Genomic DNA, 25,783 nt, shown 5'->3' with positions numbered 1-25,783 from the left:
CCTCTTGTAATCAGAGAGGGGTTTTATTATTCCAAAATATAGACTTTTACATTCCTCATACCCCACTTTAGGGCTTCATCTCTGGTATCCATGAATAAATCTATCCGATTTCCTTTAATTGCTGACCCTATATCTGATGCCACAGCTCTACCGTAGCCCTCTATATAAAGCCTTGTTCCTAAGGGGATAACATTAGGGTCAACCGCAACTATCCCTACTTTGGGTATAGCACCTGTATAAGTTCTGTTCCCCGTATGAGTATACGCCGATGCCTTCATAGTAATTTCTTCTCTATATCGCAACTCCTGGCCTCCCCTGCTGGCTACGGTTTTCGGTCTGGGCTTTGTTCCCCTAGCAATAACCTTTCCCACAGGGTCTTTAACAATTTTTATTTCTGCTATTTCTTTACTTAATTTTTCTCCATTATAGTAAACCAATTCGTAGATATATTCTTTTTCCCCTTCTTCTCCATTTCTCAACACTCGTTGCGTTCCCTCTAGAATTGCATCATCTTCCCTAAATTCAGTCTCATAGGGAATAGCTTCGAACTCACTTAAGTTTTCTATGGTTACCCTGATAACTTCCACAACTTGATCATCTTCAATGGGATGGAGCAGGCCTGGTTTAACTATATCATCAGAACCCACTTCAATTTGGGCTTCTTCTAGTAGTTCACTTACAGTCTGCTTCTTAGTCTTAATATCAACTTCCACACCATCTGCTATCACCCTAACCATCTTATTTTGATTAGCGCTGACAGTTGCAAACAATGCTCCCAAAATTAAAACAGATATACATAATCCCAGTAATGTTTTTTTAAGTTTTAACACCACAAGCCTCCCTGTGATTTATTACAGTAATTTTACCCTATGCTCTGAAAAATGTCAAAGTCCTAGGGTTTTTCCATTAAATACACATTTACATTCCTTCGCCCCCACTGTAAGGCCTCTTCCCGAGTATCCATGAAAACATCTACGATATCACCTTTAATGGCACCTCCAGTATCTGCCGCTAACCCAAATCCATATCCCTCGATGTACAACTTAGAACCTAAAGGTATTACGTTGGGATCCACTGCAACTACACCAACATAAGGGTATATTCCGGTAGCAGTAGGATTCCCTGTATGAGTATAGGCTGTAGCTTCCATGGTGTATACCTCTTTAGCACCGCGCACATCCCCCCTGCTAGCTACATTAGTAGCTCTGTCAGGCTTTCTTTCTTCCACCTCCACTACCTCTTCAGCAGCCTCTAAGATCTTGTTGTCATCTTTGCTCTTTATTTCTATTCCCTGTTCCTCTAACACACCTTCCATCAATATAATTGGCACCCTTAACTCCTGTTCCAATTCTGCTGTAATGGCATCTTCGCCATAAAGCTCAGCTGTCCCCAATGCTACAGCCAACAGTATTACTATGGTTGCCAAAAACGACTTGAAACCTATATTCACAGCTTTCACCTCTCTCTTTGGTCTTTAAATCTTATGTAACCGTTTGGCCAAATTGTCCCCTTTTTTATTTTTCCCATATATTACTAATATTAACGTGTCAGCACTTCAGTTTAACCAAAAAGAAAAGCCCTTCCACCAGTGTATAATCTGGTAAAAGAGCTGTGAAATCTGTGTTCTATTTACTTGTCAATTTTAAAGAGTTTACATGCATTGGCAGCTGTTGTGCTAGCAACTTCATTTAGTTCTATTCCCCGCAAGGCAGCAATTTCCTTTGCCACTAATTCAACCAAGGCAGGGTCGTTTCTCTTCCCCCTAAAGGGATGAGGAGTTAAATAGGGGCAGTCTGTCTCGATCAAAAGCCTATCTATAGGAACATTTTTTGCCACCTCTTTAGGCTTCTTAGCATTGGCAAAGGTAACTGGACCTGCTAGAGAGATGTGAAATCCCAAATCTAAACATTGCTGAGCAAACTCCCAGCTACCTGAAAAACAGTGGAAAACTCCTGTTAGATTCTCGTCTTTTTCCGCTTCTAATATTTCAAAAACTTCATTATGGGCATCCCGATCATGAACAATAATGGGAAGACCTAGCTTTTTTGCTAACCTCACTTGCTTTATAAATACTTCCCGTTGCACCTCTGGGGTAGAATGGTTGTGATAAAAGTCTAACCCCATTTCTCCCATGGCCACGACCTTTGGGTGACTTGCCAACTCCTCTAGCCGTGAGAGTACTTCAGCTGTACCGTGCTTAGCATCGTGAGGGTGAACTCCTACACTAGCATAGATGAAGGGATATTGCTCAGCTAATTCAATAGCCTTCTGAGATGATTCCAGATTGATCCCCACATTTAATATTTTGCTTACACCTTTATCTACACATTTCTGTACCACTTCTTCTATATCATTAGTAAATCTCCCATCATCTAAATGGGCATGACTATCAAATAACATCCAAAAAACCCCTTTACTTATTTTACAAGGCTACCGCTAGGAAGATCTTGCTTCAGTGAGAGCACTTCCAGGTTGCCCTCGTCATCCGAGGCTGCTAGTATCATACCCTGGGATTCAATCCCCCTAAGCTTAGCCGGCTTTAAGTTTGCAACCCAAACAACTTTTTTCCCCACCATTTCATCGGGGCCGTAGTGCTCCGCTATTCCAGAAACTACTGTTTTCTTTTCTCCAGCCACATCTAAAGTTAACTTCAATAGGCGATCCGCTTTTGGAACTTTCTCGCACTCTAAAACCTCAGCAATTTTGAACTGAACTTTAAAGAAATCATCAATACCTATTTCTGCTGGTGGCTCTGGTTTCTTTTTAGCTTTTTCTTTCTTTTTACTATCTTGCTGTTGCTGCTTTTCCTCTTTGTCTGCAGAAGCCTCTTCTCGCAATGCAGCTAAATCTATTCTAGGGAAGACAGGTTCGCCCCTATTAATTGCAACACCTACAGGTAATCCACCCCACTGGTAAATGCTATTAAAGTTATGAGCGTTAGTATGTTCCACTATACCCAACTGTTGCCATACCTTTTCCGGCAAACTAGGCATGAAGGGTGTTATCATTACTGTTGCTATCCTTAGACTCTCAGCTAAATTATATAACACTGTGTTTAATCTATCCCTCTTTGCTTCATCTTTAGCTAAGGCCCAGGGCATAGTCTCATCAATATACTTATTACTTCGGTTAATTAACTTCCAAACGGCAGCAAGAGCGTTGTTTAGTTCTAACTTTTCCATTATATCTTCAAATTCAGCCACTGCCTGGGCCTTAACCTCTTTCAGTTCTGTATCTAGCGGTTCTTCAGCGCCCGGCTCTGGAATCACTCCTTGCGCAAACTTATTGATCATGGCCGTAGTTCTGCTCAACAAGTTGCCAAAGTCATTGGCCAAATCTGTATTGATCCTCATTGCCAAAGCTTCTTCAGAGTAATAACCATCTTGGCCAAAAGGCATATCTCTTAGCAAGAAATAGCGTACCGCATCAACCCCATATTTGTCTATTAACTGAAGTGGATCTACCACATTTCCTTTAGATTTAGACATCTTCCCTTGATCTAAAAGCAACCACCCATGTCCAAAGACTTTCTTGGGCAACTCCATTTCTGCTGCCATCAAAATTATAGGCCATATAATGGTGTGAAAGCGAACGATATCCTTACCCACTAAGTGAACATCGCAAGGCCAATATTTATCGTATTTAGGGTCTCCGCTCCCGTATCCCAGTGCTGAGATATAATTTGTCAGAGCATCAAACCATACATATATAACGTGATTGTTCTCAATGGGAACAGGAATCCCCCAGTCGAAGGTAGTTCTGGAGACGCATAGATCGTCTAGCCCACTCTTAATAAAGCTAACCATCTCATTCCTTCTACTTACAGGCTGAATGAAATCAGGATTATCCTCTATGTATTGCAATAATCTATCTTGATACTTACTCATTTTGAAGAAGTAGCTCTCTTCCTGTAGCAACTCAACTTCCCTATCGCAATCAGGACACTTCTTCTCCTCTAACTGTCTATCTGTCCAAAAAGTCTCACAGGGTGTACAATATAATCCCTCATAGGTTGACTTGTAAATATCGCCTTTGTTGTATATTTTTGTAAATATCTCTTGAACCACTTGTTTATGTCTGTCCTCAGAGGTACGAATAAAATCATCATATGAAATATGTAAACTATCCCACAGGTGCTTAAAATTCGCAACAATCTTATCCACATAGGCTAAGGGCTCCATACCCATCTCCTTGGCCTTTCGCTCAATTTTTTGCCCGTGCTCATCTGAGCCAGTGAGAAACCAAACGTCTTTGCCTCTAAAGCGATGATATCGAGCTAGCGTATCTGCCGCTACTGTTGTGTAAGCATGACCTATGTGTAAATTATCACTGGGATAATATATAGGTGTAGTAATGTAAAATGTATCATTATTGCTCATTTCTTCTCCTCCTAAGGATTTACTTTTATTTAGTATAAAAATATTTAGGGTTTTTTGTCAAGTTTTCCCCTTATTGCTTATGAATATTCTTTCTGTGGTCAGACCTCTTTACAAAAAGGTGTTGACTTTTAATGGAATTCTTGTTACTATCTACTTGTAAGAACTTGTCGAAAGATGTAGAAAGGGGAGGGCTAGTATGATGAAATCAACAGGAATAGTCCGCAAAGTAGACGAGCTTGGTCGAGTCGTGATTCCTATAGAGCTTCGCAGAACTTTGGGAATCGACGAAAAGGATGCTTTAGAAATTTATGTAGATCAGGAAAGAATCATCCTTAAGAAATACGAACCTGCTTGTGTATTCTGTGGTAATGCAGAAGATGTTATTAACTTTAAAGGTAAAAACATCTGCACTGTTTGCGTCAAAGCCATGGCTGAAGAATCCAGTTAATAATACATAATATCTTGATACTACCATAGATGCTGATACCAGTCCCTAATAGGTGTAAAAAGAGAGGTTTCTAACCTCTCTTTTTTGCATCTTCTTTTACAGCTTTTCACCTAGTTGCTCCTCAAGAGCCAACACCCTCTGATACACATCTCTCTTTTTTAGTTGCCTGTCTGCTGATATTCTTTTAATAGCATCTTTCTTGTTAATACCCTCTTCCTGAATTAACCTCTGTACTTCAAACTCCGGTTCCAGAGAATTAACACTGTCATCCCTAAGATTATTGAACTCATCCTTATTTCCTTGCACAATTAGAGCAAATTCTCCCTTTGGTTTTTGCATCTTGAAATACTCAAGCAACTCATCAGGCTTTCCTCTAACTACTTCCTCATACTTTTTGGTGAGCTCTCGGGCAATGGCCATCTGTCTATTTGGAAGTATTTCCCCTATAGTTTTTAGTGTACTTATAATTCTGTGAGGAGCCTCATAAAAAATCATAGTGCACTTTATTTCTGCTAAATCCTGAAGCTCAGCATTTCTTTCTCTAGCATTTCTAGGCAAAAAACCTACAAACATAAATCTATCTGTATCTAAACCCGAAACCACTAAGCTTGTGGTACACGCGCTAGCACCTGGAATCGCCACTACTTCAATCCCCTCATCAACAGCTTGTTGAACCAAGTCAGAACCTGGATCAGAAATCCCAGGCAGACCAGCATCAGTGACTAGAGCTATATTATTTCCCTCTTTAATTTTTATTATAATTTCTTTGCCCTTACTTATTTTATTGTGCTCATGGTAACTAATAAGTTTATTCTTAATTTGGTAATGATTTAACAGCTTAATAGTATGTCTTGTATCTTCTGCAGCTATCAGATCTACTTGATCTAAAATTCTAACCGCTCTAAAGGTCATGTCCTCTAAATTGCCAATTGGAGTTGCACAAAGATACAGAACACCCTTTTCAGTTTTTTTCATTTATATCACTCTCGCTTCAAAAAGCCCATACAGAAGAGACAATCCTCATCCCTGGCTTGCCCAAAGTGAAGATGACAAATGTGAAACCCTTGCTCGTAGAGTTGCACTAGATTATCGTACCCCTCTCCCTGTATCTTTTTCACATTTTCTTTTACTTCTTTTTTCTTTTCGGGGCCATAGGAACATATTTGGGCCTTCAACGTTTGATTTTCTTCTTCCAAAGCATAGACATGCATCTTTAAGGTTTGTACCTCTTCTAGTAACTGCTCTATTTTGCTTTCCACTTCTATTAAGGCCTCTGTAACTTTCACTTTCCTCCCCCCTTAATTTTCTGTATCTTTATTTTTTCTCTCAAACTCAATATCATCTAATTTAAAACTATCTATAACACTTTCTGGCAATTCAATAGTGACTATCTCCTTTAGGATATTAGTATCGATTACCTTTCCCTTACCTGCAGGAGTTGATACACACTGCCCACATTTCGGAAACTTGCCCTTTGCTTCCTCGTAAACATCATTTTCATATTTCAAACAACACATGAGCCTGCCACAAATACCAGATATCTTAGTGGGGTTAAGTGATAAATTTTGCTCCTTAGCCATCTTAATAGAAACTGGCTCAAAGTCACCTAAAAACGAATTACAGCAAAGGACCCTGCCGCATGATCCCAATCCACCAACCATCTTGGCCTCATCTCTAACTCCAATTTGCCTCAATTCGATTCGGGTCTTAAATATTGCTGCTAAATCTTTTACTAGCTCCCTAAAGTCCACCCGACCGTCAGCAGTAAAGTAGAAGATGATCTTATTGTTATCGAATGTATAGTCTACATCAATTAATTTCATAGGCAATTGATGCTCTTTGATTTTCTCAAGACACAAACTAAATGCCTCTGCTTCTGCTTCTTTATTAGTCACATCAAATAATTTATCCTCAGCAGTAGCCTTTCTTATTACTTGTTTTAAAGGCTGTATTATTTGATCCTCCGTAACTTCTTTTGGTCCTACCACTATTTCACCCATTTCCATCCCTCGTGCTGTCTCTACAATTACCTTGTCACCTACATTCAGTTCTATATCTACAGGGTCAAAATAATATATTTTCCCTGCACTCTTGAATCTTACTCCCACAATAGTTACCATTTGTTACCCCTCCCTTCAAGCAATTCTGCTTAAATTTAGTAATAGCGTTTCTACATTATTTTTCTCATTTGCTGTAGATTGTAATATCTGTTGACATTCTGTTATCATTTCCAAATGAATAAGAATGGTATCTAAGTCCTGCTGATAGCGTTCAAACTCACCTTTTTTAGTTTTTTCTATTAACAAGTCATCTTCACCTGTTTCCTTCCAGATTAGATAATCTCTATACCAAACAGCCAGTGCGTCTAGAATCCCCGCTAGGGAATATTCTTCTTCTTCCCAGTAATCAATTTTTTCCATTATCTTTAAATAATCCTTGGAAAATATGTGCTGAAGCATCTCCCAGCTCTGATATTGCCAAGTCATTATATCCTCAGTTTGGCACAACTCTAGAGCCCGCTTTGCACTTCCCTTGGCCATTAGACATGCCAGTTTTCGCTCTTGGCTTGTGAAACCTTTCTGAATTAAGATTTCTTCTAACACTTCATACCCTAAAAAATTAAACTTTACCACTTGGCACCTGGAAATAATTGTTGGTAATAGGCTGTGCTGTTGACTTGTTGTAAGAACAAATATTGTATTAGGAGGAGGCTCTTCTATCACTTTAAGCAAACTGTTAGCCCCCTGTAATGTGAGCACATGGGCCTCTCTTAATACTACAATATGCCTTTGTCCATCCTCAATACTGTACTTTAGCTTCTCCTGAAGTGTCCTAATTTGGTCAATTTTAATCGACATACCTTCAGGTTCAATAACAGTAACCATAGAATTATTGCCCGACGCGAACCTTCTACATGAAAGACACGTACCACAGCTGTCTCCCTCATGAGGACTTTGACAATTAAGGCCATTTGCAAAAGCAAGGGCGGTTAAGAATTTTCCCACTCCTTCAGGACCTGCGAATAAGTAGGCATGACTAATTCTATCTTTTATTATTGCACCAAAAAGTTGATTTATAGCTTTATCTTGCCCTTTTATTTGTCTTAATTTCATAAATATAATCACCAACTGTTATCATTTGCTTTTAAGAATATAAATCCACTAGTAACCCTCTAATGTGGTCTACTTGCTCTAATATTTTAAGTGAATCCTGTTCCTCTGCCACTAACATTTCTGTGAGCTTTTCCATGTTTTCATCAACCTGCTTAACAATCACAAGTGATTGCCTAGTCCCTCTCCTAGTCCATCCTGAATGATCTTCTAGCTCATACATGCCTGATACAGCTTCTTTTAAAAAAGACTGCACCAAGCGCTTATATTTGAAAAGCTCAGGGATAGTTCGATTATTAACCAGCCTTTTGCCTTGCTCAGAGACCTTAAATAGGAGTTGATCCAACTTTTGATGCCATACCTTAATGCTATTTTGCTGTAGGGTTTCATTAAAAGAAGCTTTTTGAGTGCCAGCTTTTTGCAATTGCTCTGGTTTGACCTTGGGTGGCACTCCATAATCATTGCTTCTTATTTTCATGTTAAATCATCCCCCTGTCCTTCAACCTTACCAGCATGGCGTTAAATACTTCTTCCTCACTGACAGATGCATCGATAGTGATTATTCGATGCTCGCCTTGGGTTGCAATGTGCTCAAAACCCCGGGCTACTCTTTTATAAAAATCCCCCTGCTCTGCTTCTAACCTATCTAAACTTCCAATTCCCCGCTTGGCCTTAATTCGCTCTAGACCTACATTGGCTGGGAGCGAGAAAATAAAAGTAACCTCCGGCTTAATGCCTTCAGTGGCAATTCTGTTAATTTCCTCAACTTTTTCTAAAGGAATCTCCCTTCCATATCCCTGATAAGCAATTGTTGAATCGCTAAAGCGATCGCAAATTACCCAAGCTCCCCTTTTTAATGCTGGCAGAATTAATTCTTCTAAATGCTGCCTTCGGGCTGCAGCATACAGCATTAATTCCGTTGCATAATGCATTTTATCATTGTCAGGATTAAGCAATATTTCCCTTATTTGTTCAGCTATATCAGTTCCTCCCGGCTCTCTTGTAAGCACTACCTCTAGCCCCTTTGCCGTAAGGAATTCTTCTAGTTTTCTTGCCTGGGTTGATTTCCCAGAGCCATCAACTCCCTCTAGTGTTATAAACACAGCTTTTCCTCCAGTTATATTTTTAATTCTCTATGACTTCTAAGCCCATACTCTTGTTTCCATCTCTCTCTAAACCTTGTACTGTAGCACCATACTCCAGTTGCCTTTCAATATAAGCTATTATATCCTCGGTTACCCGCTCCCCAGGATAGAGAATTGGCACTCCTGGTGGATAGGGGCAAACTAACTGCTTTGATATCCTTCCCTCTGCTCTCTTTAGTGGAACTACCTCTCCATTAGAGTAATAGCTTTCTCGAGGCATGTACTCCCTAGGGGGAAGCTCCGGCAAGGAAATAATGTAGTCACAGCTACTTTTCTGAAGCTTTTGTTTTTTTGCTTTACTTATTTTCTCACAGGCTTTCAAAACAATTTCTAAGTCTGCGTCATTAGTTCCTATTCCCGCTAAAAGTAAACAATATTGATCTTGCGCCATTTCTGACTCAATACCATAGTTTTCTCTAAATAAACGGGAAAGCGTAAATCCATTGAAACCTATATCTGAAGCCTTAACAGCAATTTTTGTAGGGTCAACACGAGAATTATGTTTATTCTCATCAGAATTAATTTCTTTATAAAGTGTGTCAAACCCTTTATTTGTCCCAATTATATGGTTTGTTTTTTCACATTTATCAATTAAATCCTTCAGGCCTTCCCTGCCCCCATTTTCAAACTCAGATCTAGCTCCATCTATTGAAGCCATTAATATATATGAGGGGCTAGTAGATTGAACTAAACTTAAGGCCCTCTTAATTCCGCTAAAGCTAATCTTAGATTTTCTACCAATATGCAACAAACCCGTTTGAGTTAAAGACCCAAAAGTCTTATGCATTCCATGAATAATCAAATCTGCACCTAATTCCAAGCCAGATTCAGGCAATTTCTTGCTGAAAGGAAAAAATGTCCCGTGGGCTTCATCTACAATAGTCGCTATTCCCTGTTTCCGAGCAAATTTAATTGCCTCGCCCAAATCAGGTCCCACTAATCCATCATAGGTAGGATTAACCACAATAATCGCTTTAGGATTTTCTCTATCCATGGCTTCTATATAGGTTTTCCCTTCAATGGGCAACGGCATATTCCACCCAGAGCAAACCTCTGGTCTAATATACACTGGCTCAACTCCTGCTAAAACCATAGCTGAATAAACGGATCTGTGTATATTGCGTGGCACCAATATTTTTTCTCCAGGTTTAACACAAGTCAAAATACTTGCTATTAAGCCACTTGAAGCTCCATTAACTAAAAAAGCTGTATCCCGTGAATTAAACAGGCGGGCAGCTAGCTTCTCTGCTTCAGCAATAGCTCCTGTGGGCTCTGCAAGTTCGTCTAAACCCGCCACCTCTGTTAGATCCACACCTAATCCGTAATCCTTCATTATCCCCCACAATTTTCTAGTGCCCATCATTCTTCCTTTGTGACCAGGTGTATGAAATGAAGTCATATATTTTTTTAAATGATTTTCTATAGCGTTAATTAGCGGTGTTGACACAATATTTCTCCTTTATAAAAGTACATCACTTACTAATACTTTAGTATATCATATGTTCTTCATTGCTTCCATAAACTAACTCCCCAGCATTCACATAATAAGATTGACATTTTGAAAAAATATATTTAAGGAGTGATTCTAAATGAGAAAAAATAAAAATTCAGAGCCAGATATCAAGGCCCTGAACAAAAAATACGGATTTAATGTAGGTAAAGTTATTGGTTTGTGGAAGTCAAACAAACACGATACAGAAATATCTGAAGCTTTGGATATTGATTATTTAGACCTTTACGAGTTGCGAAAGGAACTTGAAAGCCACTATCTTGCTCCCATAAAAAGCTACTCAAAAGGCTCCATTCACATGTTTACTTTAGATTAGAGTATACTACTGCTTATAATTTTTATTTACAAATGTATTAGTAAGAGAGTTATTATGATTCCAGATTAATCTTATCTTCTCCACAATTTCATCATAATGCTGATCTCCAGGCATAACATTGGCTATATGCTCTTCACAGCTATCGCAAATAAATTTTCTGTTTAAAAAGACCCCTTCAACTATCCCTTTTTCAGGCACTTGTTCACAAATGATACACTTTGGGACTAGATTCATGCTTCCACCTCCATTGCTCTAGTAATATAATCTATGCTATTAGTTAGTTTTTGCTTTTAAAAAATTCAAGAAAATCTTTCCATAATTCAACTAACTTGAACTTCCTCACTACTACTTCTTCATCGGACTTAACTTCCAGATCACTATTAGCCTGAGTTGCATCTATAAAGCACAGGGGAGGAAACAATAAGCACCACCAATTTTCTCCCTTTGCTTCTCCTAGCATTATGCGCACTGTCTCATATTCACCTGCGGGGAAAACGGCACTGCCGTACATGCGTGTTGGAAAATATACTGTGCTGTGATCACTAGCGGCCGAATAAGCAAATCCCTTTTCCATTAGTAAGTCTTGAGCTAACTCTTCCATAATAGTTAGTTCATCTAAAATTATTTCCCTGGCTTCATGAACGTCCTCGGCTCCCACCAGCTTGTCCTCCATATGAATAACTAAGTAATCTTTGATTTGCTCCTTCACTATTTGGTCTTCTTCATCATCACTGTTTGCAATTACATGAAAGCGAATCAATTGATCTCCGTCCACTACTGTCTGTTCAACTTCTACCTCTGAAGGACTCCAAATAGTAGCAGCAAAAAATAAAGTCATAAAACTACCTATAAGTACCCATCGCAACAGATTATTCCCCTTTTTCACCTTACTCCCCCCTATAAATGCAACTCTTTATTTATCTAGAGTATTGCCTTCAGGAGAAAATTTAATCAAATCTTTCTAAAATATTGCTCAACAATTTGCGCCACTACTGGCTTACTTATTAAATAGCCTTGAGCTCTATCACATCCTCCAACCCTTAGGTGCTCTAACTGCTCTTGGCTCTCCACCCCTTCAGCGGTAATCTGTACTTTTATTGCTTTAGCCATTGTTATCATTGTAGCTACTATGGTTTCTACATTTTCATCTATAAGCATTCTGCTAATAAAAGATCGATCTATTTTTAAAGTATCAATGGGAAATTGAGCAAAATAAGTTAGAGAAGAATATCCAGTCCCAAAGTCATCAATTGCAATACGAACTCCCATTTCCTTCAGTAGCTTCATTTTTTCCATTTTGTCATCTACTCCTGACATGGCATGGGTTTCAGTAATTTCCAACTCAAGATATTTGGCCTCTAGCCCCTCTTTTATGAGGACACTCCTAACCATTTCCACAAAATTAGCCTGTTCTAACTGGAGAGCAGAAACGTTTACAGAAATCACAGCGGGCACATACCCTTGCTCCTGCCATTTTTTGTTCTGCCTACAGGCCTCTTGTAACACCCAGTTTCCTATCTCTAAGATCAAGCCCCCTTTTTCAGCAACTTCTATGATTGTAATGGGGGAAATCTCTCCAAACTCCTTATGCCTCCAGCGCAGTAAAGCTTCTGCTCCTATCACTTTTCCATAAACAGTATCTATAATTGGCTGATATACTAAATAAAGCTCATTGTTCTTAATGGCATCACTTAAGCTGTTTTCTATTTTCTGCTCTGTCTTTAATTCTGCAGCAATATCCATATTGTAAAATTGAACACTATTTCCGCCTAGTTTTTTGACTTTTAATTTTGCAATGGTAGCCTGATCAATGGTTTCCCCTAAGCTTTCGTTTTTTTCTACTATGCTAACGCCAATGCTCGTCTTAATCTTGTAATTATTATCCTTGATTGTTATCACATCATTACATCGCTGCCTCAAATGATATACTCGGTCTTTCAAGGAAGACATACTCTCACTCCGAAGCATTAAAATAAATTCATCCCCAAAAAAACGCGCTACTATCTCGCCATCCCCAATAAAGTTTTTTAATTTCCTCGACAAGTCTACCAGTAACTCGTTTCCTCCGTCATATCCACTAATACTATTGATGTGTTTGAAGTCATCTAAGGAGATAATTACTATAGCAGCCATTTCCCCGTGCCTTAATTTGTCAAGCTTATAGGGTATCTCTAAAGTAAAACCATTATAGTTGTAAAGCCCCGTGATAATATCCTTATATGTTAAGCTTTTAATCTTTTCCAACATTTGATTAAAAGATTTAGCAGCCTGTCCTATCTCATTAGGCACTGTTTCATCTGCTTTGACACGCAAGTCCCCGTCTGCTGCCCTTTTAAAAACCTCTCGCAACTTTATAATGGGCCTAGAAATATTGGCAGAATGCTTGTACAAAAAGAATACAGCTAACACAAGGGCTATCAGAATTGCTCCCAAAATTATATTGCGAACACTTATAACCTCTGCATAGAAGTCGTCCTCAGGTATGGAGATAATCAGCTTCCAGTCTGGTGACCCAGCAATGGTATGATATACAGCTATAATTTTCTCTCCATTTTCATTGAAATACTCGAAAGCTCCACAATCCGCTGTGAGAACTTTATCCACCTTTTGGCTATCCACTGAAGTTATATCTGCAATATTTTTGCTCATAGGTAGACTCATATCTGGATGGGAAACTACTACTCCATTTTGCCCTATAATCCACCCGTAGCCCGTATGTTCAAATTGCATCTGCTCAACGATGTTATTTAGGAACTCTATTTCTATAACAACGTTCACTAGTCCAAGTAACTTCCCTGTATCATCTCTTACTGCATGGGATATTATTGTGATGGGTGTAGCCCCCGCATATTCGCTGATAAATGGTTGGGATATTAAACTTTCCTCACCATTTAAGATGATCTTTTCATACTGCTCTTGCCCAATAATAGATAGGTGTTGATCCATCGTACTCCATGCCTGTCCCTTTGTATTAGCGATAGTCATATTGCGATGCTTACCCTCAAGCACCATTTTTGGCAAGTATTCCTTAATCAAGTCAAAGTCCATTGTTTTAATTACTGGTGACTGAGATATGATTTGCATTTGCTCTAAAAATCCGTTCAACTCTTTACTGACCTCGTCAGCTCTAGCGCTTGCTATCTGTAAATATTGCTCCTTAGCATATTCGGGCAACAAGTTCAGCTTAATACCTATAAAGAAGCTGAGCACAGAAAAGATGGTAATTAAACCTGTTATTAAATAGATAAGTATCTGCATTCGAATTGATGCCCTCATTCAATCACCCGCTTTATTTCTAGTTTGTTCTACATTCTTCGACACAGCGCTAATCCCCTGCAAAATATACCAAATGCATAAAGAAAACCGCCTGATTTTTCTTAGGCGGTTAAATTTTTTCTTGGGAATAATATATTTATATAGTGCAACCCATTACGCTTACTTTCATATATTTTTCCTCTATGTTTTTTTAGAATATATCCAACTAATTCATTTTTATCTATGGGCTCAAAGAAATGCCGCTTATACCCCTCTTTAAATTTATTAATTACTTCTAAGTTTTCTTTAGTACCTATTCTTATTAAAAACTGTCCCTTATCTATTTGGAAACTTAGGTTGATTGCCTCAGCCTGGATATTATCCAGTACTAGACCTAATAATCTAATTAGATCATAGTCGCTTATGGGCAAGTCTGTTAAACTGCTGTTTGACTCTACAGATAAGACTGTTCCCTTTTGCTCATATATTGTCATTTTCGCTTTGAGTAACGCGCTCACACTGGGATTGCCTAAATATAAAAATAAGTTGTTTTGCTTAGTCTTACCCACTAACTCTTCCAGATACTCCTTCATAGCACTGGTTTGATTCTGCTGCAAATATCCAGTTAGAACCTGCAACTCATTTGTGTAGCTTGCTTGTTGAATCTTAAAGGCCATAAACATATCCTCTATGTTTCTCATGTATGATTTTCCAGCATCTTCTTGAATATAATTAACTGTTCGCTCTATCACCGAAAATGTTAGAAAGATTATAACTAGCAATAGTAAAAATAGCCCTAACAGTATATAATTTCCTGTTTCCTGAACTTCAAACAAGGTATTTACTATTAACAGAAAGCTGACTGTTATTTGACTAATTAATAAAATGAATAAAAAAATAATCACTTGCTCTTTTCTGCTTTTTTGAATTTTAATCAAAGTTTTATATAGCTCTTGAAAGTGCCTATTATCTACCTTGTGGAAAACGCAAAGAATTAAAGCTAATATTAAGAGATGAGCAACTCCTGCAATCATAAAAAAGCGAACACTATTTTCAACTACATCCCCAATAGATATTCCAAAACCAAAATTGAACACCAAAAACACAATGATTTCTGCAAATAAAATTATAATCCAACTAAAAAAATGGACAACAAAAGCCTCAAGATACCTAAGCCTACAAAAAAATGCTATAAGTATAGAAGCCACCAATAAAATAATTGGTATTCTGAGCCAAAGAGCGGTATCAAGAAAATTTAACAGAAATACAGTTAAACTGATAAAAAATGCGTATTTGATAACTGAGTAACTCTTTTGTCTCACATGGATATTGAATAAAGTTAAGATTATGGATGCAGATAAAAAAGCTTCTAAAAAAGAATGTCCAAAGTTGAAAATAGCTAGTTGCATTAAATTACCTCATCTGCTATCTGTGATTGTGATTTTATAGTATTTAAGTAACTGCTCAATTCAAGTACTTCAAATGGTTTAGAAAGAACTATTTTTATGCGCTTATCTTTGGTTCCCTCCAAAAATTCCCTCTGATTATTAGTAAGAATTATAAACTTCTCTATCCCGGAAAACTTACTGCTAATGTAATCTTCTACCTGTTCTCTTCCCATCCACTCTAAATCTAAAATAGCTATCTTCACTTCTTGATCATAGGTGTCTATGGGACTATATCCGCAACCTTCTACTAAAAACCTAAGCATTTGGTGTAAGTTCTCGTGTTCCTCAAAGATTAATATGTTCATACTTTACTCAAACTCCTAGTTTAGTATTTAGATCCCCTCGATTTGGCCAATAAAATGTCTTCCACAAATGTTTCTAAATACCTGCTAATATCAATTTTCTTCCTATAAAAAAAGCCTAAGTCAACTTCCTTGGTATGGAAAACTGTTGACCTAAGCTCTAAATTTATTTTTTCCGCTGGATCCCTGCTGAATCTATGTAGAAGTCCTCATGATAGATTAATTCAGAGATGGGAACTATCTCATATCCATCTTTCTTTAACTGCTCTATTATTGGGGTTAAGGCTTCTACAGTATGTTCCCCGTTATTGTGAAAGAGAACTATGTCACCCGGCCCAATGTTATCCAGCACCCGATCAGCTATATGCTGTGCAGTCTTGCCCTCCATCCAATCCAAAGAATCGATACTCCATTGAATAGTTTGAAAACCTTGACTGTCAGCCACTTTAATCACTTTATTATTATATTCCCCAAAGGGAGGCCTAAAGAGTTTTGGCTTCTGGCCTGTTAAGTCCTCAATTAGATTAGCGTTATCTGTAAGTTCTTCTCTGATTTCCCCCTCAGACAGCCCTCCTAAATGTGGATGGCTTACCGTATGCAGCCCAAGCTCATGTCCTCTTTCGCTTATCTCCTTCGCCAGCTCCGGATACTCCTCTAGCCAAATGTTTACTAGAAAAAATGTAGTCTTTAGTTCATATTTATCCATAGCTTCAAGGATATCGTCAGTGTACTCGGCCCCCCAGCAGGCGTCAAATGAAATAGCCACCTTTTTCTCCTCTGTGGCTACACTGTAAATGGGTACCAATTTGGCAGTTCCTGTTCCAGTTACTGTAGCGACTAAATTAGTAGCTCCACCTATAAGAGGAACAACTGCTAAAACAAAAAGCGCTATTAAGGCAACTCCTCCAGTCAAAGCCTGAAATATTCTCTTACGAGAGATTGTAATAACTTTAATCTTTCTCACCTCCAAAACACTATATTTTTTAAATATATATGTCCATGAAGTGTGTTTAATACTATTAAAGAAAATCAATTTTACAAAAGCCAATAAGATTTCTTTATCTTATTGGCTTTTGTAACTTTAGCTTATCATTATTCAACTGGCTTTAGCTTTGAGGTGAAGTGTCTTAGTACAGGCGGTTGCCATGTAATTTCGTAACCTTTGATTTCACTTGCTCTTTCCTTGATGTTACTCAGAGCCTCGACAACCACGTCAAAATGAGCTTGAGTGTATACTCGTCTTGGAATAGCTAGTCTTGTAAATTCCATTTCAGCTTCCTGCTGTTCACCAGTCTCAGGGTCTAAATCTAGAAGGTAAGACCCAATATCACAGGATCTAATACCTGCTTCAAGATACAGTTCACACGCAAGTGCATGGCCTGGAAACTGGAAGTACGGAATGTGCGGAAGCAACGCTTTTGCATCAAGGAATAGCGCATGCCCACCAACAGGGTACTGAAATGGAACTCCCGCTTCCTTAAGCTTTGCACCAAGATATTCTATTTGACCTATTCTGTATCGAAGGTAATCCTTGTCTAGACCTTCGTACAGACCTATAGAAAGCGCTTCTAAATCTCTACCCGCAAGCCCACCATAAGTTACAAAACCTTCGTATGGAATTGTCAGGCCTTTTACCTCTGTATAAAGTTTTTCAGAATCTTTAACACCGATGAGGCCACCCATATTTACAATAGCATCTTTTTTGGCACTCATTGTAAATGCCTCAGCATAGCTGAACATTTCTCGAACAATATCGATTATTTCAACATCTGCATACCCTTCTTCTCTTTCCTTAATGAAGTAGGCATTTTCAGCATATCTTGCTGCATCAATGATCATTGTAATACCATACTTATCAGCGATTTCTCTTGTAGCTTTAATGTTTGCCATTGAAACAGGCTGTCCACCAGCAGAGTTGTTGGTAATTGTCACGATAATCAGTCCAACGTCCTCAGCACCAACTTCATTTATATAAGCTTCCAGTCTTTCAATATCCATATTACCCTTAAATGGTAAATATGTTTGTGTGTCTTTTGCTTCAGGTACAACGATATCAACAGGTCTCGCACCAAGAAGACCTACGTGACCTCTTGTAGTGTCAAAATGCATATTTGAAATACATTTTTGGCCTTTCTTAAGCAGACTTGGAAGTAGAACTTGCTCTGCAGCTCTACCTTGGTGCACTGGCTGACAGTACTTGTAGTTAAATATATCTTGTACAGCATTTTGAAGCCTCTTGTATCCTCTTGCACCAGCATAGGACTCATCGCCAGACATCATGCCGGCCCACTGAGTATCACTCATTGCACCAGTACCACTGTCTGTCAGAAAATCGATATAAACATCGTCTGAATCAAGCCCGAAAAGGTTATAGTTAGCTTCTTTTAGTTTCTCTTCTCTTTCTTCTCTTGTAGTCATTTTTAATGGTTCAACCATTTTAATCTTAAAGGGTTCCGCAACGTATTTAATCACTATAATACCTCCTTTAGATTTATTGATTAAAGTCTAACATATGCAGTTGAGGCCTTATAGTGTCTTTAATTTGACTTTATTTATTATTTACCCTAAAATCATATTGAGGTGATCACATGAAAAGAATCGGCATAATAGGTCATATTGATAACATCAAACGAATTCAACGGGTCATTTACGAGAGCTTTCCAAACATCGATGCCTACCCTATTGAAATCAATGAGATGAGCCAAATACAAACAACTGTGAATTATCTTAAAGAGCATATCAATGATTTTGATGGCATTATTTTCACCGGAAAAATCCTTTATGACATTATGAATCATAATATGCATTCTCAAAATCCTTGGGTATATATTGAAAATGATGAGAGTCAATTACAGCGGTGCTTACTAGAAGCCAGTCTTAAACATAATATGGATATCACTCAAATAAGTATTGACTCTTATTCTGAAGATACTGTGAAAACCATTTATGAAGACTTTGGACTAAATAACGGGCAATACCTTGCCTATGTATCAAAGATTGATATTTTCCATGAAACTCTTTTAGATGATCTATTTAACTTTCATCTAAACAACCACTTATCACACCCAAACTTAATCGCCATCACTGGAATTTCAACTGTATGCAAGATGCTTCAATCCCATAATGTCCCAAGCCTACTCTTAACACCCAATGTAAATGCAATTAAGAACAAACTGTACGACCTGTTGGAAAAGATTAGAATTGAAAATATGATTATCAGTCAGATCGTTGTCATATCTATAGAAATCGATATAAATAATGAATATGACATGATATTAGAGAATGAATATAGCGTTATGCTTCAAAAGACTAGAATTACTGAAGAAGTGTATAAGTTTGCGCAACGTATTCAAGCTGCAGTAATAGAAACAGAAAAAAACTATTTACTTTTCACCACAAAACAAATATTGGAATTCGAGACAAAGAATCTAAGGGAGCTTCCCATTCTGAGTTCCACGAAAAATAAAACTAACAATACCATTAGTGTAGGTATTGGTTTTGGAATCACAGCAAGGGAAGCCAAGTCCAATGCTATTATTGGAAAGAATAAGTCCTTGAAGATGGGTGGAAATCAATGTTTCGTAGTATACGATAAAAAGCTAATGGAAAGAATCACACCATTAGATAGAGCCAACAACAATAGCACGCCTTTAGACCTCCCCTACAAAGACATCTCAGAGAAAAGCGGTATCAGCATCAACACCATCTATCAATTAAAATGCATTATGGACATATATAGAAAAGATACCTTCACCACTTTAGAGCTGTCTGAGGAGTTTGGAAATTCACTTAGAAGCATGAACAGAATTATTAAAAAACTTGAACAAGCAGGATATATTGAAATTGTAGGCAATAAGATAGTTGGTAAGGCAGGAAGGCCAAGTAGAATTTTAAAGCTGCTTATTTAATAGTGGCGCCATCAGGTGTTTTATTGCCAACAGATTTAACTTTTAAATAAAAAACTAGATTAATAGTTTCTTAATCAACATATACTTCCACCAGAATTCTTCCCTGCTCTGGATCTTCCACATCCACGTCTACTAATTTGCCATCAGAAAGTCCTTGGTCAATTAACTGTACTAGTTCGTCAAAGTCTATCTGAGCTAAATCTATCCCCTGCTGTTCCATTTGCTCTCTAGCTTCCCTGGGAATCATACCCATCCCCATGTTCACAAATTTTGAAGCCACCTTTAACAAGCTCAGAGGAATGTTGGCTTCTACCTTTTTCACTCCTGAGCCCTCCCCTGACACTCGCACCCTTAAAAACCTATCCTTATTCTTAACACTGCTACTTTGCTTTTGTCCAGAACCTTGCAGGGCATTAAGTAATTCTAGCCCCTCGGCAGAAGATATTTTTCCTTCCTGAATCATTTCCAAAATTTTAAGCTTTTCATTCTCCATATTAACTCACCCTTTCATAAATTTTTATCATGACTCTATGTAATAAATTTCTTGTTTTTCCTATTAATTTTAATATACAGAGCTTTTAAAATACTGTCAACAGAAAGGTTACCTTTTCTGTTTTGACGAATGCAGAATGTACAGGTATAATTTGTTTGTAGATTAAGTATTACTAACAACAGAAACAATCATTTTATAAACTGAGGTGAAACAGAATGACTAAGAAACCATCTGATTTTTCTGATATAGATAGAGCTTTATTTACTGGAATTCATGGTCCTGTGGAGATAAAAAAGGAAGAGCGAAGAAGATATTTAGGAGAACTGAAGGAAAGAGTAGTCTGCTCCTTGACATCCTCTCAGATGGCCAAACCCACATTAGATAAAGGGTTTGTTGAAGCAACCGATCGAGATGATATAAGCCATATTGTGCTTTCAGGTAAAATCGCCTTTCAGGATTGGGTCAACAAGTATCGCCAGCGAGCAAACGAAAAAGATCTCCCCGTGCGCACTGTAAACGATCCAGAGCTACGGGGAGATGTTAGGCTAATTGTGGTGCAAAAACAATGTTGATGCTATTCTTGCCAACTCTAAGTGATGTTGATTTCTGCTGATATAGCTTTGTACTCGACTGTCCGCCTCTCTACGTAGGGAGGGTTCAATCATTTCAAAGGATAGCTGCTTCAACCCCTCATGGTAATTGCCAAAGTGACTTTCAAGTCTAGCTAGCATCATTTGTTGCCAAGGACTCAATTGGTCAATTTCTTGCTTTTTCTTGAGAATAGTTAGTGCTTTTCCGTACTCCCCTAAGGAGTGATAATATAGACCGCTTATACTATCCAGGTAAACCGTGTCTCCTGTGAGCTCATACAGCCTTTCAAAGTACTGAACAGCTTTATTATAATCAGTATATGGATAATCAGCTATATCATTTGAGATAGAAATCCGGTGCATAGAGGCCAACATTCTCAAGGCGTGAAGATTATTTGGCTCTTCTGTCAAGGTTTCCCCATAGGCTTCAATTGCCTCTCCGTATTGTCTGTCTAATAATAACCTGTCTCCTTCAGTCATCTCTGTATTACCAAAGGAGAAATCCGTATTTTGCTCTTTCAAATAGCCTCGTGAAGCAGATAGTATATTTCCCTCTTCATCATAAGCTATAACACCCCAGAAGTACTTGCCCTCAGGCATGATGGCGTACCCGAATAATGATTCCGGGGTAGGTCCTTCCTCGTCATAACTAACACCTGTTTCAATAGATTGTAGCTCCTCTATACTTAAAGTTGCCCGATTAGAGGGGTGCTCCTCAGGGATTGTTCTCCAGGAAGAACCATTGCCCAGATACATTCCCAGCTCTAATTTATAGTAGGCCGCATCTGGAAATTGTTCCCACGAAAACTCAATTGTGTCTTCTTTAATTACCACATCATTTACTGGAGATACCACCTTCATAGTCTCAACTAGATTAAAGTCCCAGTTATAAGTCTCTCCCGCCTCAACGTCAAATTTAGACTGAGGAAAATGACCTCCTTCAAGAACCACATCTCCCACCCTATCTATATCCAGCACAAACCCCAAGGCATACCAGCTAGGGGAAATATGCTCAAAGGTAAATTGGCCTTGACTGTCAGTGACAACCCAGATAGCATCAGAAGAACTTACAGGGTATACGTTAGGCTGTGTTAAAGGCTGAAGCATCATTTGTACATCGCTTAAAGGCTCTCCTGACAAAGTAATCGTTCCCTTTACAGCTCCAGTTTCTAATGGTTCATCAGTAAGTCTAGCCATTTTTTTTGCTATCACTTCTTTTCTCTCTCCATGAATACTTTTAGTAATTGGGTGCCCCTCGTCTATCAATTCCCTGTCCTTTTTCTCTATTTCTTCATAGCTTCTTAGAGTTTTTTCATAATAGGCTCGAGCATTCTCCTTGTCGCCCATAAAGGCATATAAATCTCCTGCTAGCTCAAACAATTCAGGGTAAATTACATTTTCATTTTCCTCTAAGGCGTATTCAAGAACCTCTATCCCCTGAGGATTGTAACCATTTATTTGCATCGCTCTAGCTGCGTCCATTGCCACATCCGTATTATAAATCCGCACATCATCACGCTGATAGTAATCCCTTACTACTGCGACAGCTTCATCGGGTTTACCACTATTTACATAATCCCTAGCCTCTTGTTTGGTTAGCTCCATTAGCGCTCTTCTACCCTGAAAAGTAGCGGGGAAGCGCTCAACTAGTTTGGTATAATATGCTCGCGCCTCCTCAGGTAAATTTCCTTTCACACCGTGGCCCCCCCCTATTCCCATGGGTGAGATCACCAGCATATCATCCCTATCATAGGTGGCAAGCTGAGCTAATTGCTCTAGAGCATTGGCATTCTCTTTCCTATTGGGAAAATAGTTATCGATTCTCTCATAATAAACTTTAGCCACTTCTCTTTCCCCACTGCTATAGTACCCTTCTGCAATTGATAGCAAGGTAGCTGGTAAAAAGGCGTAAACCAAGATTACAATTGCCATCATTGCTCCCGCTAAACCTAATATGTGTTTTACTTTAAACCTAATCTGTCTTTTCATGGCCGGCCACCTCCATTATCTGTTTGGCTATAGTTATAAGAGTAGGAGTTATGCATCTCAATTATTTGATACTTGGGCTCGGGTACATCACCAGGTAACAAAAGGGCATTGAACAATAGACCAACCGCCACCACCATAGCTCCTGCCGCTGTAGTTAACGAAGATACATGGATGCAGATTTCTTTCTCCAAAAACTTTTCCACCGGACTCATTGGTTTCACCCTATCTTTCATCATAATGAGTTCCCGCTTCCGATCTTCTCCCAAACTCATGTCACTCACATTCTCTTTAAAGAGAAATCGAATATCATCACCTGTTTGCTTATCCATCTACTCCAGCCCCCTTTCTCCAAGTAATTTTTTAGCCTGCTCTCTACCCCGCTGTAATCTAGACTTGACTCCTGAGATTGTTATATCTAAAACCTCTGCTATCTCTCTGATCTTCATCTCCTCATAATAGTAGAGGTAGAGGACATCTCTATATTTTAGGGGCAGGGATAGCATTACTTCCTTTATTAGTTCTTGACGCTCTTTGCTTTCATAACTGTCTTGGGGTGACGGCCTCTTGTCTACAAAATTTAACTCCCACATATATGTAATCCGCTGCAAGAAAGACGGTCTTACCTTATTTTTTGCCTTATTAAGGGCAATTCTAGTGAGCCACGTCTCCAGGGAGCTAGCCCCTCTAAACTGACCTACCTTTTGATATAAGGCGATAAAGGACTCCTGAACTACATCTTCAGCCACCTGTCTATCCCCCACCACCATATAGGCTAGACGAATTATTTTATCTCCATAAGCATCTATTAACTCATGGTAAGCAACTTCATCATTTAGTTGTAAGCGCTGTACTAACTCATCCCGGGAGTTTACCATGAACTCACTTCCTCTCACCCTATTAGACACATAATAATTACTGTTGGTTGCAAAATTATTAAATATTTTTTTAAAATCTTTTAATGTTCTCTTAAAACCTAGAAAGCAGCAAGCTTTAAGCCTGCTGCCCTCCTGTTTGAAATATTCCTTTAATACAGCCTGTAAGGCGTTTGTCTATTTGCCAAAGCTAGTGGAGCTAGCTGTTTCTTTATATACCTTTGGTAATGTTTCTATCCCCTGCTCTGCTGCTAAGATGCTAGAAACCTTAGGTGCTAGCCACAGCATAGGCAGCAGGATTATTGAAACAGGTACTGCCGTTACAACAATAAATGATTGTAGAGCATCAATGCCCCCACCGCCAATTAACAACAGTACGCTGGCCACAGCACCCATAGTAACAGCCCAGAATACTCTAAGTGAGCTAGATGGATTACTGTCGCCTGTCAAGGCCATAGAGATAGTGTAGGACATGGAGTCACTGGTAGTAGCAACAAATAACACTGTTACTATTAAAAATGCCGCTACTAAAAATGTCCCTATGGGAAGCTGTTCCACAATAGCTATCATGGCAGCAGGCATGCCTCCAGTATTCAATGCTTCTGATACAGACCCTGGAGTTTGCAGTTCAAAGAATATACCTGTTCCTCCAACCACTGTAAACCAAAAGTTAGTCACTATTGGTGAAATAATGGCTACAGCTGTAACCAGTTGTCTGATCGTTCTCCCCCTAGAAACACGACCAATGAAAATTGCCATCATTGGCCCATACCCTATAAACCAGCCCCAGAAAAAAACAGTCCAAAAGCCTAACCACTGGGTATCACCATTATAGAAGCTCATAGGTAAAAAGTCAGTAGCATATGAACCCATGGAGTTAAAGAAACTTTTAAGGATAAAAGTGTGAGGTCCTAATGCTAAAACAGCTAAGATTAAACATAGTGTAAAAACCACATTGAAGCGACTCAAGATTTGAATACCCTTATGCACTCCTGTAACAGCTGAAATAGATGCAATACTAATTAAACCTGCAATAATTAAGAATTGGGTTAAAAAAGTATTTGGAATGCCAAACAAAGCATTGACTCCGTAGGCAGCTTGTAATCCAAGAAATCCTATAGGCCCAATTGTTCCCGCAGCAACAGCTATTATTGAGAAAGCGTCTACTGCAGTTCCAAGCACGCTGTTTTTCATTATGCTTTCACCAAACATTGGATATAATAAAGTTCTAGGCTTTAGTGGCATACCCTTATGGTAAGCACCGTACATAATTACAATTGCACTAAGTGTCCCCAGGATAGCCCAAGCTAAAAAGCCCCAATGCAAGTATGATTGCGCTAAAGCCGGGCCCACCGCTTGTGCTGTACCCGCTTCAGCATTGTAATACGTAGGTACTGATAAAAAGTGATACATAGGTTCAGCTGCAGCCCAAAAGACTCCACCACCAGCTAATAATGTACACATAATAATTGAAATCCACTTAAAATTTCCCATTTCAGGTTCTTCTTTCTTGCCCAGTTTAACCTGGCCGTATCTGGAAAAAGCCAAAAAGATGGCAATAAAAAATGTCGCTACCATTAGCACTTGCCAAAAATAACCGAAGTAGTCTACAGACCACCCAAATGTCACATTGACTATATTGCTAACAAAATTTACATTGATTATCGAGGCCAGAACAAATAGAACAAGAAGTCCTCCACTGATAATCATAACAGGCCAATCAATTTCATTTTTTTTACTCATAAAGAAAATTTCCCCCTAGTTTTTTGTGACCCCTAGTTTTTTACAAGGGGTTCCAATTTATAAGTTATAACCTAACACAATATTGCTAATAACCCAAGGCTTATTGCCTATGTAAAAATCTTCAGAATTTTAAGAAATAGTTTAACACAAATAAGAGACTGCCCTATGACAGTCTCTTATTTGAGACTTTTGCAAAATAAGCTTTTTGCTTAAAAATTAACTTTACCAAACAGCTTATTTTGCTATTTGACTTGAATAAAGTAAAGGTTTCACTC

General features: G+C 38.5%; 27 protein-coding genes. 4 read left to right on the top strand and 23 right to left on the bottom strand.

What is annotated here, in order from left to right:
- Positions 1–26: 26 nt before the first annotated feature.
- The 4 genes from GGQ84_RS06505 to metG form a co-directional block, all read right to left on the bottom strand.
- Positions 27–830 (bottom strand): 3D domain-containing protein, encoded by an 804-nt coding sequence (locus GGQ84_RS06505; protein ID WP_429160774.1) that lies wholly within the window; start codon positions 828–830, stop codon positions 27–29.
- Between the two features lie 62 nt (positions 831–892).
- Complete coding sequence (locus tag GGQ84_RS06500) at positions 893–1,450, bottom strand: 3D domain-containing protein (protein ID WP_429160771.1); 558 nt, start codon at positions 1,448–1,450, stop codon at positions 893–895.
- Positions 1,451–1,629: 179 nt separating this feature from the next.
- Positions 1,630–2,400: a TatD family hydrolase gene (locus tag GGQ84_RS06495; RefSeq protein WP_429160768.1), complete on the bottom strand. Its 771-nt coding sequence runs from the start codon at positions 2,398–2,400 to the stop codon at positions 1,630–1,632.
- A 17-nt stretch (positions 2,401–2,417) separates the two neighbouring features.
- Complete coding sequence (gene metG, locus GGQ84_RS06490) at positions 2,418–4,379, bottom strand: methionine--tRNA ligase (RefSeq protein WP_429160765.1); 1,962 nt, start codon at positions 4,377–4,379, stop codon at positions 2,418–2,420.
- Between the two features lie 199 nt (positions 4,380–4,578).
- Between metG and GGQ84_RS06485 the strand changes: the two genes are divergently transcribed.
- Positions 4,579–4,827 carry an AbrB/MazE/SpoVT family DNA-binding domain-containing protein gene (locus GGQ84_RS06485; protein WP_429160882.1) on the top strand — a complete coding sequence of 83 codons (249 nt, stop codon included), beginning with the start codon at positions 4,579–4,581 and terminating at the stop codon, positions 4,825–4,827.
- Positions 4,828–4,923: 96 nt separating this feature from the next.
- Here the strand turns inward: GGQ84_RS06485 and rsmI are convergent, their stop codons facing one another.
- The 7 genes from rsmI to GGQ84_RS06450 are packed head-to-tail and all read right to left on the bottom strand — an operon-like array spanning position 4,924 to position 10,529.
- Complete coding sequence (rsmI, locus tag GGQ84_RS06480) at positions 4,924–5,802, bottom strand: 16S rRNA (cytidine(1402)-2'-O)-methyltransferase (RefSeq protein ID WP_429160762.1); 879 nt, start codon at positions 5,800–5,802, stop codon at positions 4,924–4,926.
- Positions 5,803–5,807: 5 nt separating this feature from the next.
- A complete protein-coding gene (locus tag GGQ84_RS06475) occupies positions 5,808–6,113 on the bottom strand; it encodes an initiation-control protein YabA (RefSeq protein WP_429160759.1) in 306 nt (101 codons plus the stop codon).
- Between the two features lie 12 nt (positions 6,114–6,125).
- Positions 6,126–6,947 (bottom strand): PSP1 domain-containing protein, encoded by an 822-nt coding sequence (locus GGQ84_RS06470; protein ID WP_429160757.1) that lies wholly within the window; start codon positions 6,945–6,947, stop codon positions 6,126–6,128.
- Between the two features lie 15 nt (positions 6,948–6,962).
- Positions 6,963–7,940: a DNA polymerase III subunit delta' gene (gene holB, locus GGQ84_RS06465; protein ID WP_429160754.1), complete on the bottom strand. Its 978-nt coding sequence runs from the start codon at positions 7,938–7,940 to the stop codon at positions 6,963–6,965.
- A 31-nt stretch (positions 7,941–7,971) separates the two neighbouring features.
- Positions 7,972–8,415 (bottom strand): YaaR family protein, encoded by a 444-nt coding sequence (locus tag GGQ84_RS06460; protein ID WP_429160746.1) that lies wholly within the window; start codon positions 8,413–8,415, stop codon positions 7,972–7,974.
- A 1-nt stretch (position 8,416) separates the two neighbouring features.
- Positions 8,417–9,040, bottom strand: coding sequence for a dTMP kinase (tmk, locus tag GGQ84_RS06455; protein ID WP_429160743.1), 624 nt, complete (start codon positions 9,038–9,040; stop codon positions 8,417–8,419).
- A 22-nt stretch (positions 9,041–9,062) separates the two neighbouring features.
- On the bottom strand, positions 9,063–10,529 hold the full coding sequence (locus GGQ84_RS06450) for an aminotransferase class I/II-fold pyridoxal phosphate-dependent enzyme (protein ID WP_429160740.1): 1,467 nt from the start codon (positions 10,527–10,529) through the stop codon (positions 9,063–9,065).
- A 142-nt stretch (positions 10,530–10,671) separates the two neighbouring features.
- Here GGQ84_RS06450 and GGQ84_RS06445 point away from each other — a divergent pair, with 142 nt between their 5' ends.
- Positions 10,672–10,908: a hypothetical protein gene (locus tag GGQ84_RS06445; protein ID WP_429160737.1), complete on the top strand. Its 237-nt coding sequence runs from the start codon at positions 10,672–10,674 to the stop codon at positions 10,906–10,908.
- A gap of 6 nt (positions 10,909–10,914) precedes the next feature.
- On the opposite strand, the gene GGQ84_RS06440 is transcribed toward GGQ84_RS06445, so the two are convergent.
- From GGQ84_RS06440 to GGQ84_RS06410, 7 genes are all read right to left on the bottom strand, one after another.
- On the bottom strand, positions 10,915–11,142 hold the full coding sequence (locus GGQ84_RS06440; protein WP_429160735.1) for a sigma factor G inhibitor Gin: 228 nt from the start codon (positions 11,140–11,142) through the stop codon (positions 10,915–10,917).
- Positions 11,143–11,185: 43 nt separating this feature from the next.
- The gene (spoIIR, locus tag GGQ84_RS06435) at positions 11,186–11,794 is read right to left on the bottom strand and encodes a stage II sporulation protein R (protein ID WP_429160732.1); all 609 of its coding nucleotides are present in this window, start codon (positions 11,792–11,794) and stop codon (positions 11,186–11,188) included.
- Between the two features lie 65 nt (positions 11,795–11,859).
- On the bottom strand, positions 11,860–14,184 hold the full coding sequence (locus GGQ84_RS06430; RefSeq protein ID WP_429160729.1) for a bifunctional diguanylate cyclase/phosphodiesterase: 2,325 nt from the start codon (positions 14,182–14,184) through the stop codon (positions 11,860–11,862).
- 101 nt (positions 14,185–14,285) lie between these two features.
- A complete protein-coding gene (locus GGQ84_RS06425) occupies positions 14,286–15,572 on the bottom strand; it encodes a hypothetical protein (protein WP_429160726.1) in 1,287 nt (428 codons plus the stop codon).
- A complete protein-coding gene (locus GGQ84_RS06420; protein WP_429160723.1) occupies positions 15,572–15,916 on the bottom strand; it encodes a hypothetical protein in 345 nt (114 codons plus the stop codon). The genes GGQ84_RS06425 and GGQ84_RS06420 overlap by 1 nt, the downstream gene beginning before the upstream one ends.
- A 163-nt stretch (positions 15,917–16,079) precedes the next feature.
- The gene (locus tag GGQ84_RS06415; RefSeq protein WP_429160720.1) at positions 16,080–16,877 is read right to left on the bottom strand and encodes a polysaccharide deacetylase family protein; all 798 of its coding nucleotides are present in this window, start codon (positions 16,875–16,877) and stop codon (positions 16,080–16,082) included.
- A 128-nt stretch (positions 16,878–17,005) separates the two neighbouring features.
- Entirely contained in the window at positions 17,006–18,385 is a 1,380-nt protein-coding gene (locus GGQ84_RS06410; RefSeq protein WP_429160717.1) for a tryptophanase, read from the bottom strand.
- Positions 18,386–18,501: 116 nt separating this feature from the next.
- On the opposite strand from GGQ84_RS06410, the gene GGQ84_RS06405 reads away from it, so the two are divergent.
- Positions 18,502–19,821, top strand: coding sequence for a hypothetical protein (locus tag GGQ84_RS06405; protein WP_429160715.1), 1,320 nt, complete (start codon positions 18,502–18,504; stop codon positions 19,819–19,821).
- A 70-nt stretch (positions 19,822–19,891) separates the two neighbouring features.
- On the opposite strand, the gene GGQ84_RS06400 is transcribed toward GGQ84_RS06405, so the two are convergent.
- Positions 19,892–20,314: an SHOCT-like domain-containing protein gene (locus GGQ84_RS06400; protein ID WP_429160713.1), complete on the bottom strand. Its 423-nt coding sequence runs from the start codon at positions 20,312–20,314 to the stop codon at positions 19,892–19,894.
- 215 nt (positions 20,315–20,529) lie between these two features.
- Between GGQ84_RS06400 and GGQ84_RS06395 the strand changes: the two genes are divergently transcribed.
- The gene (locus GGQ84_RS06395) at positions 20,530–20,886 is read left to right on the top strand and encodes a DUF1694 domain-containing protein (RefSeq protein WP_429160712.1); all 357 of its coding nucleotides are present in this window, start codon (positions 20,530–20,532) and stop codon (positions 20,884–20,886) included.
- Here the strand turns inward: GGQ84_RS06395 and GGQ84_RS06390 are convergent.
- From GGQ84_RS06390 to GGQ84_RS06375, 4 genes are all read right to left on the bottom strand, one after another.
- The gene (locus tag GGQ84_RS06390) at positions 20,860–22,893 is read right to left on the bottom strand and encodes a tetratricopeptide repeat protein (RefSeq protein ID WP_429160710.1); all 2,034 of its coding nucleotides are present in this window, start codon (positions 22,891–22,893) and stop codon (positions 20,860–20,862) included. The two genes, GGQ84_RS06395 and GGQ84_RS06390, sit on opposite strands and share 27 nt — an antisense overlap.
- Positions 22,890–23,222: a hypothetical protein gene (locus GGQ84_RS06385; protein ID WP_429160708.1), complete on the bottom strand. Its 333-nt coding sequence runs from the start codon at positions 23,220–23,222 to the stop codon at positions 22,890–22,892. The genes GGQ84_RS06390 and GGQ84_RS06385 overlap by 4 nt, the downstream gene beginning before the upstream one ends.
- Complete coding sequence (locus GGQ84_RS06380) at positions 23,223–23,768, bottom strand: RNA polymerase sigma factor (RefSeq protein WP_429160705.1); 546 nt, start codon at positions 23,766–23,768, stop codon at positions 23,223–23,225.
- Positions 23,769–23,942: 174 nt separating this feature from the next.
- Positions 23,943–25,508, bottom strand: a complete 1,566-nt coding sequence (locus tag GGQ84_RS06375; protein ID WP_429160702.1) for a BCCT family transporter — start codon at positions 25,506–25,508, stop codon at positions 23,943–23,945.
- Between the last annotated feature and the right edge of the window lie 275 nt (positions 25,509–25,783).

Source organism: Desulfitispora alkaliphila, from assembly GCF_050433185.1.
Lineage (GTDB): Bacteria > Bacillota > Desulfitisporia > Desulfitisporales > Desulfitisporaceae > Desulfitispora > Desulfitispora alkaliphila.
This window is presented reverse-complemented; position numbering and strand designations above follow the sequence as displayed.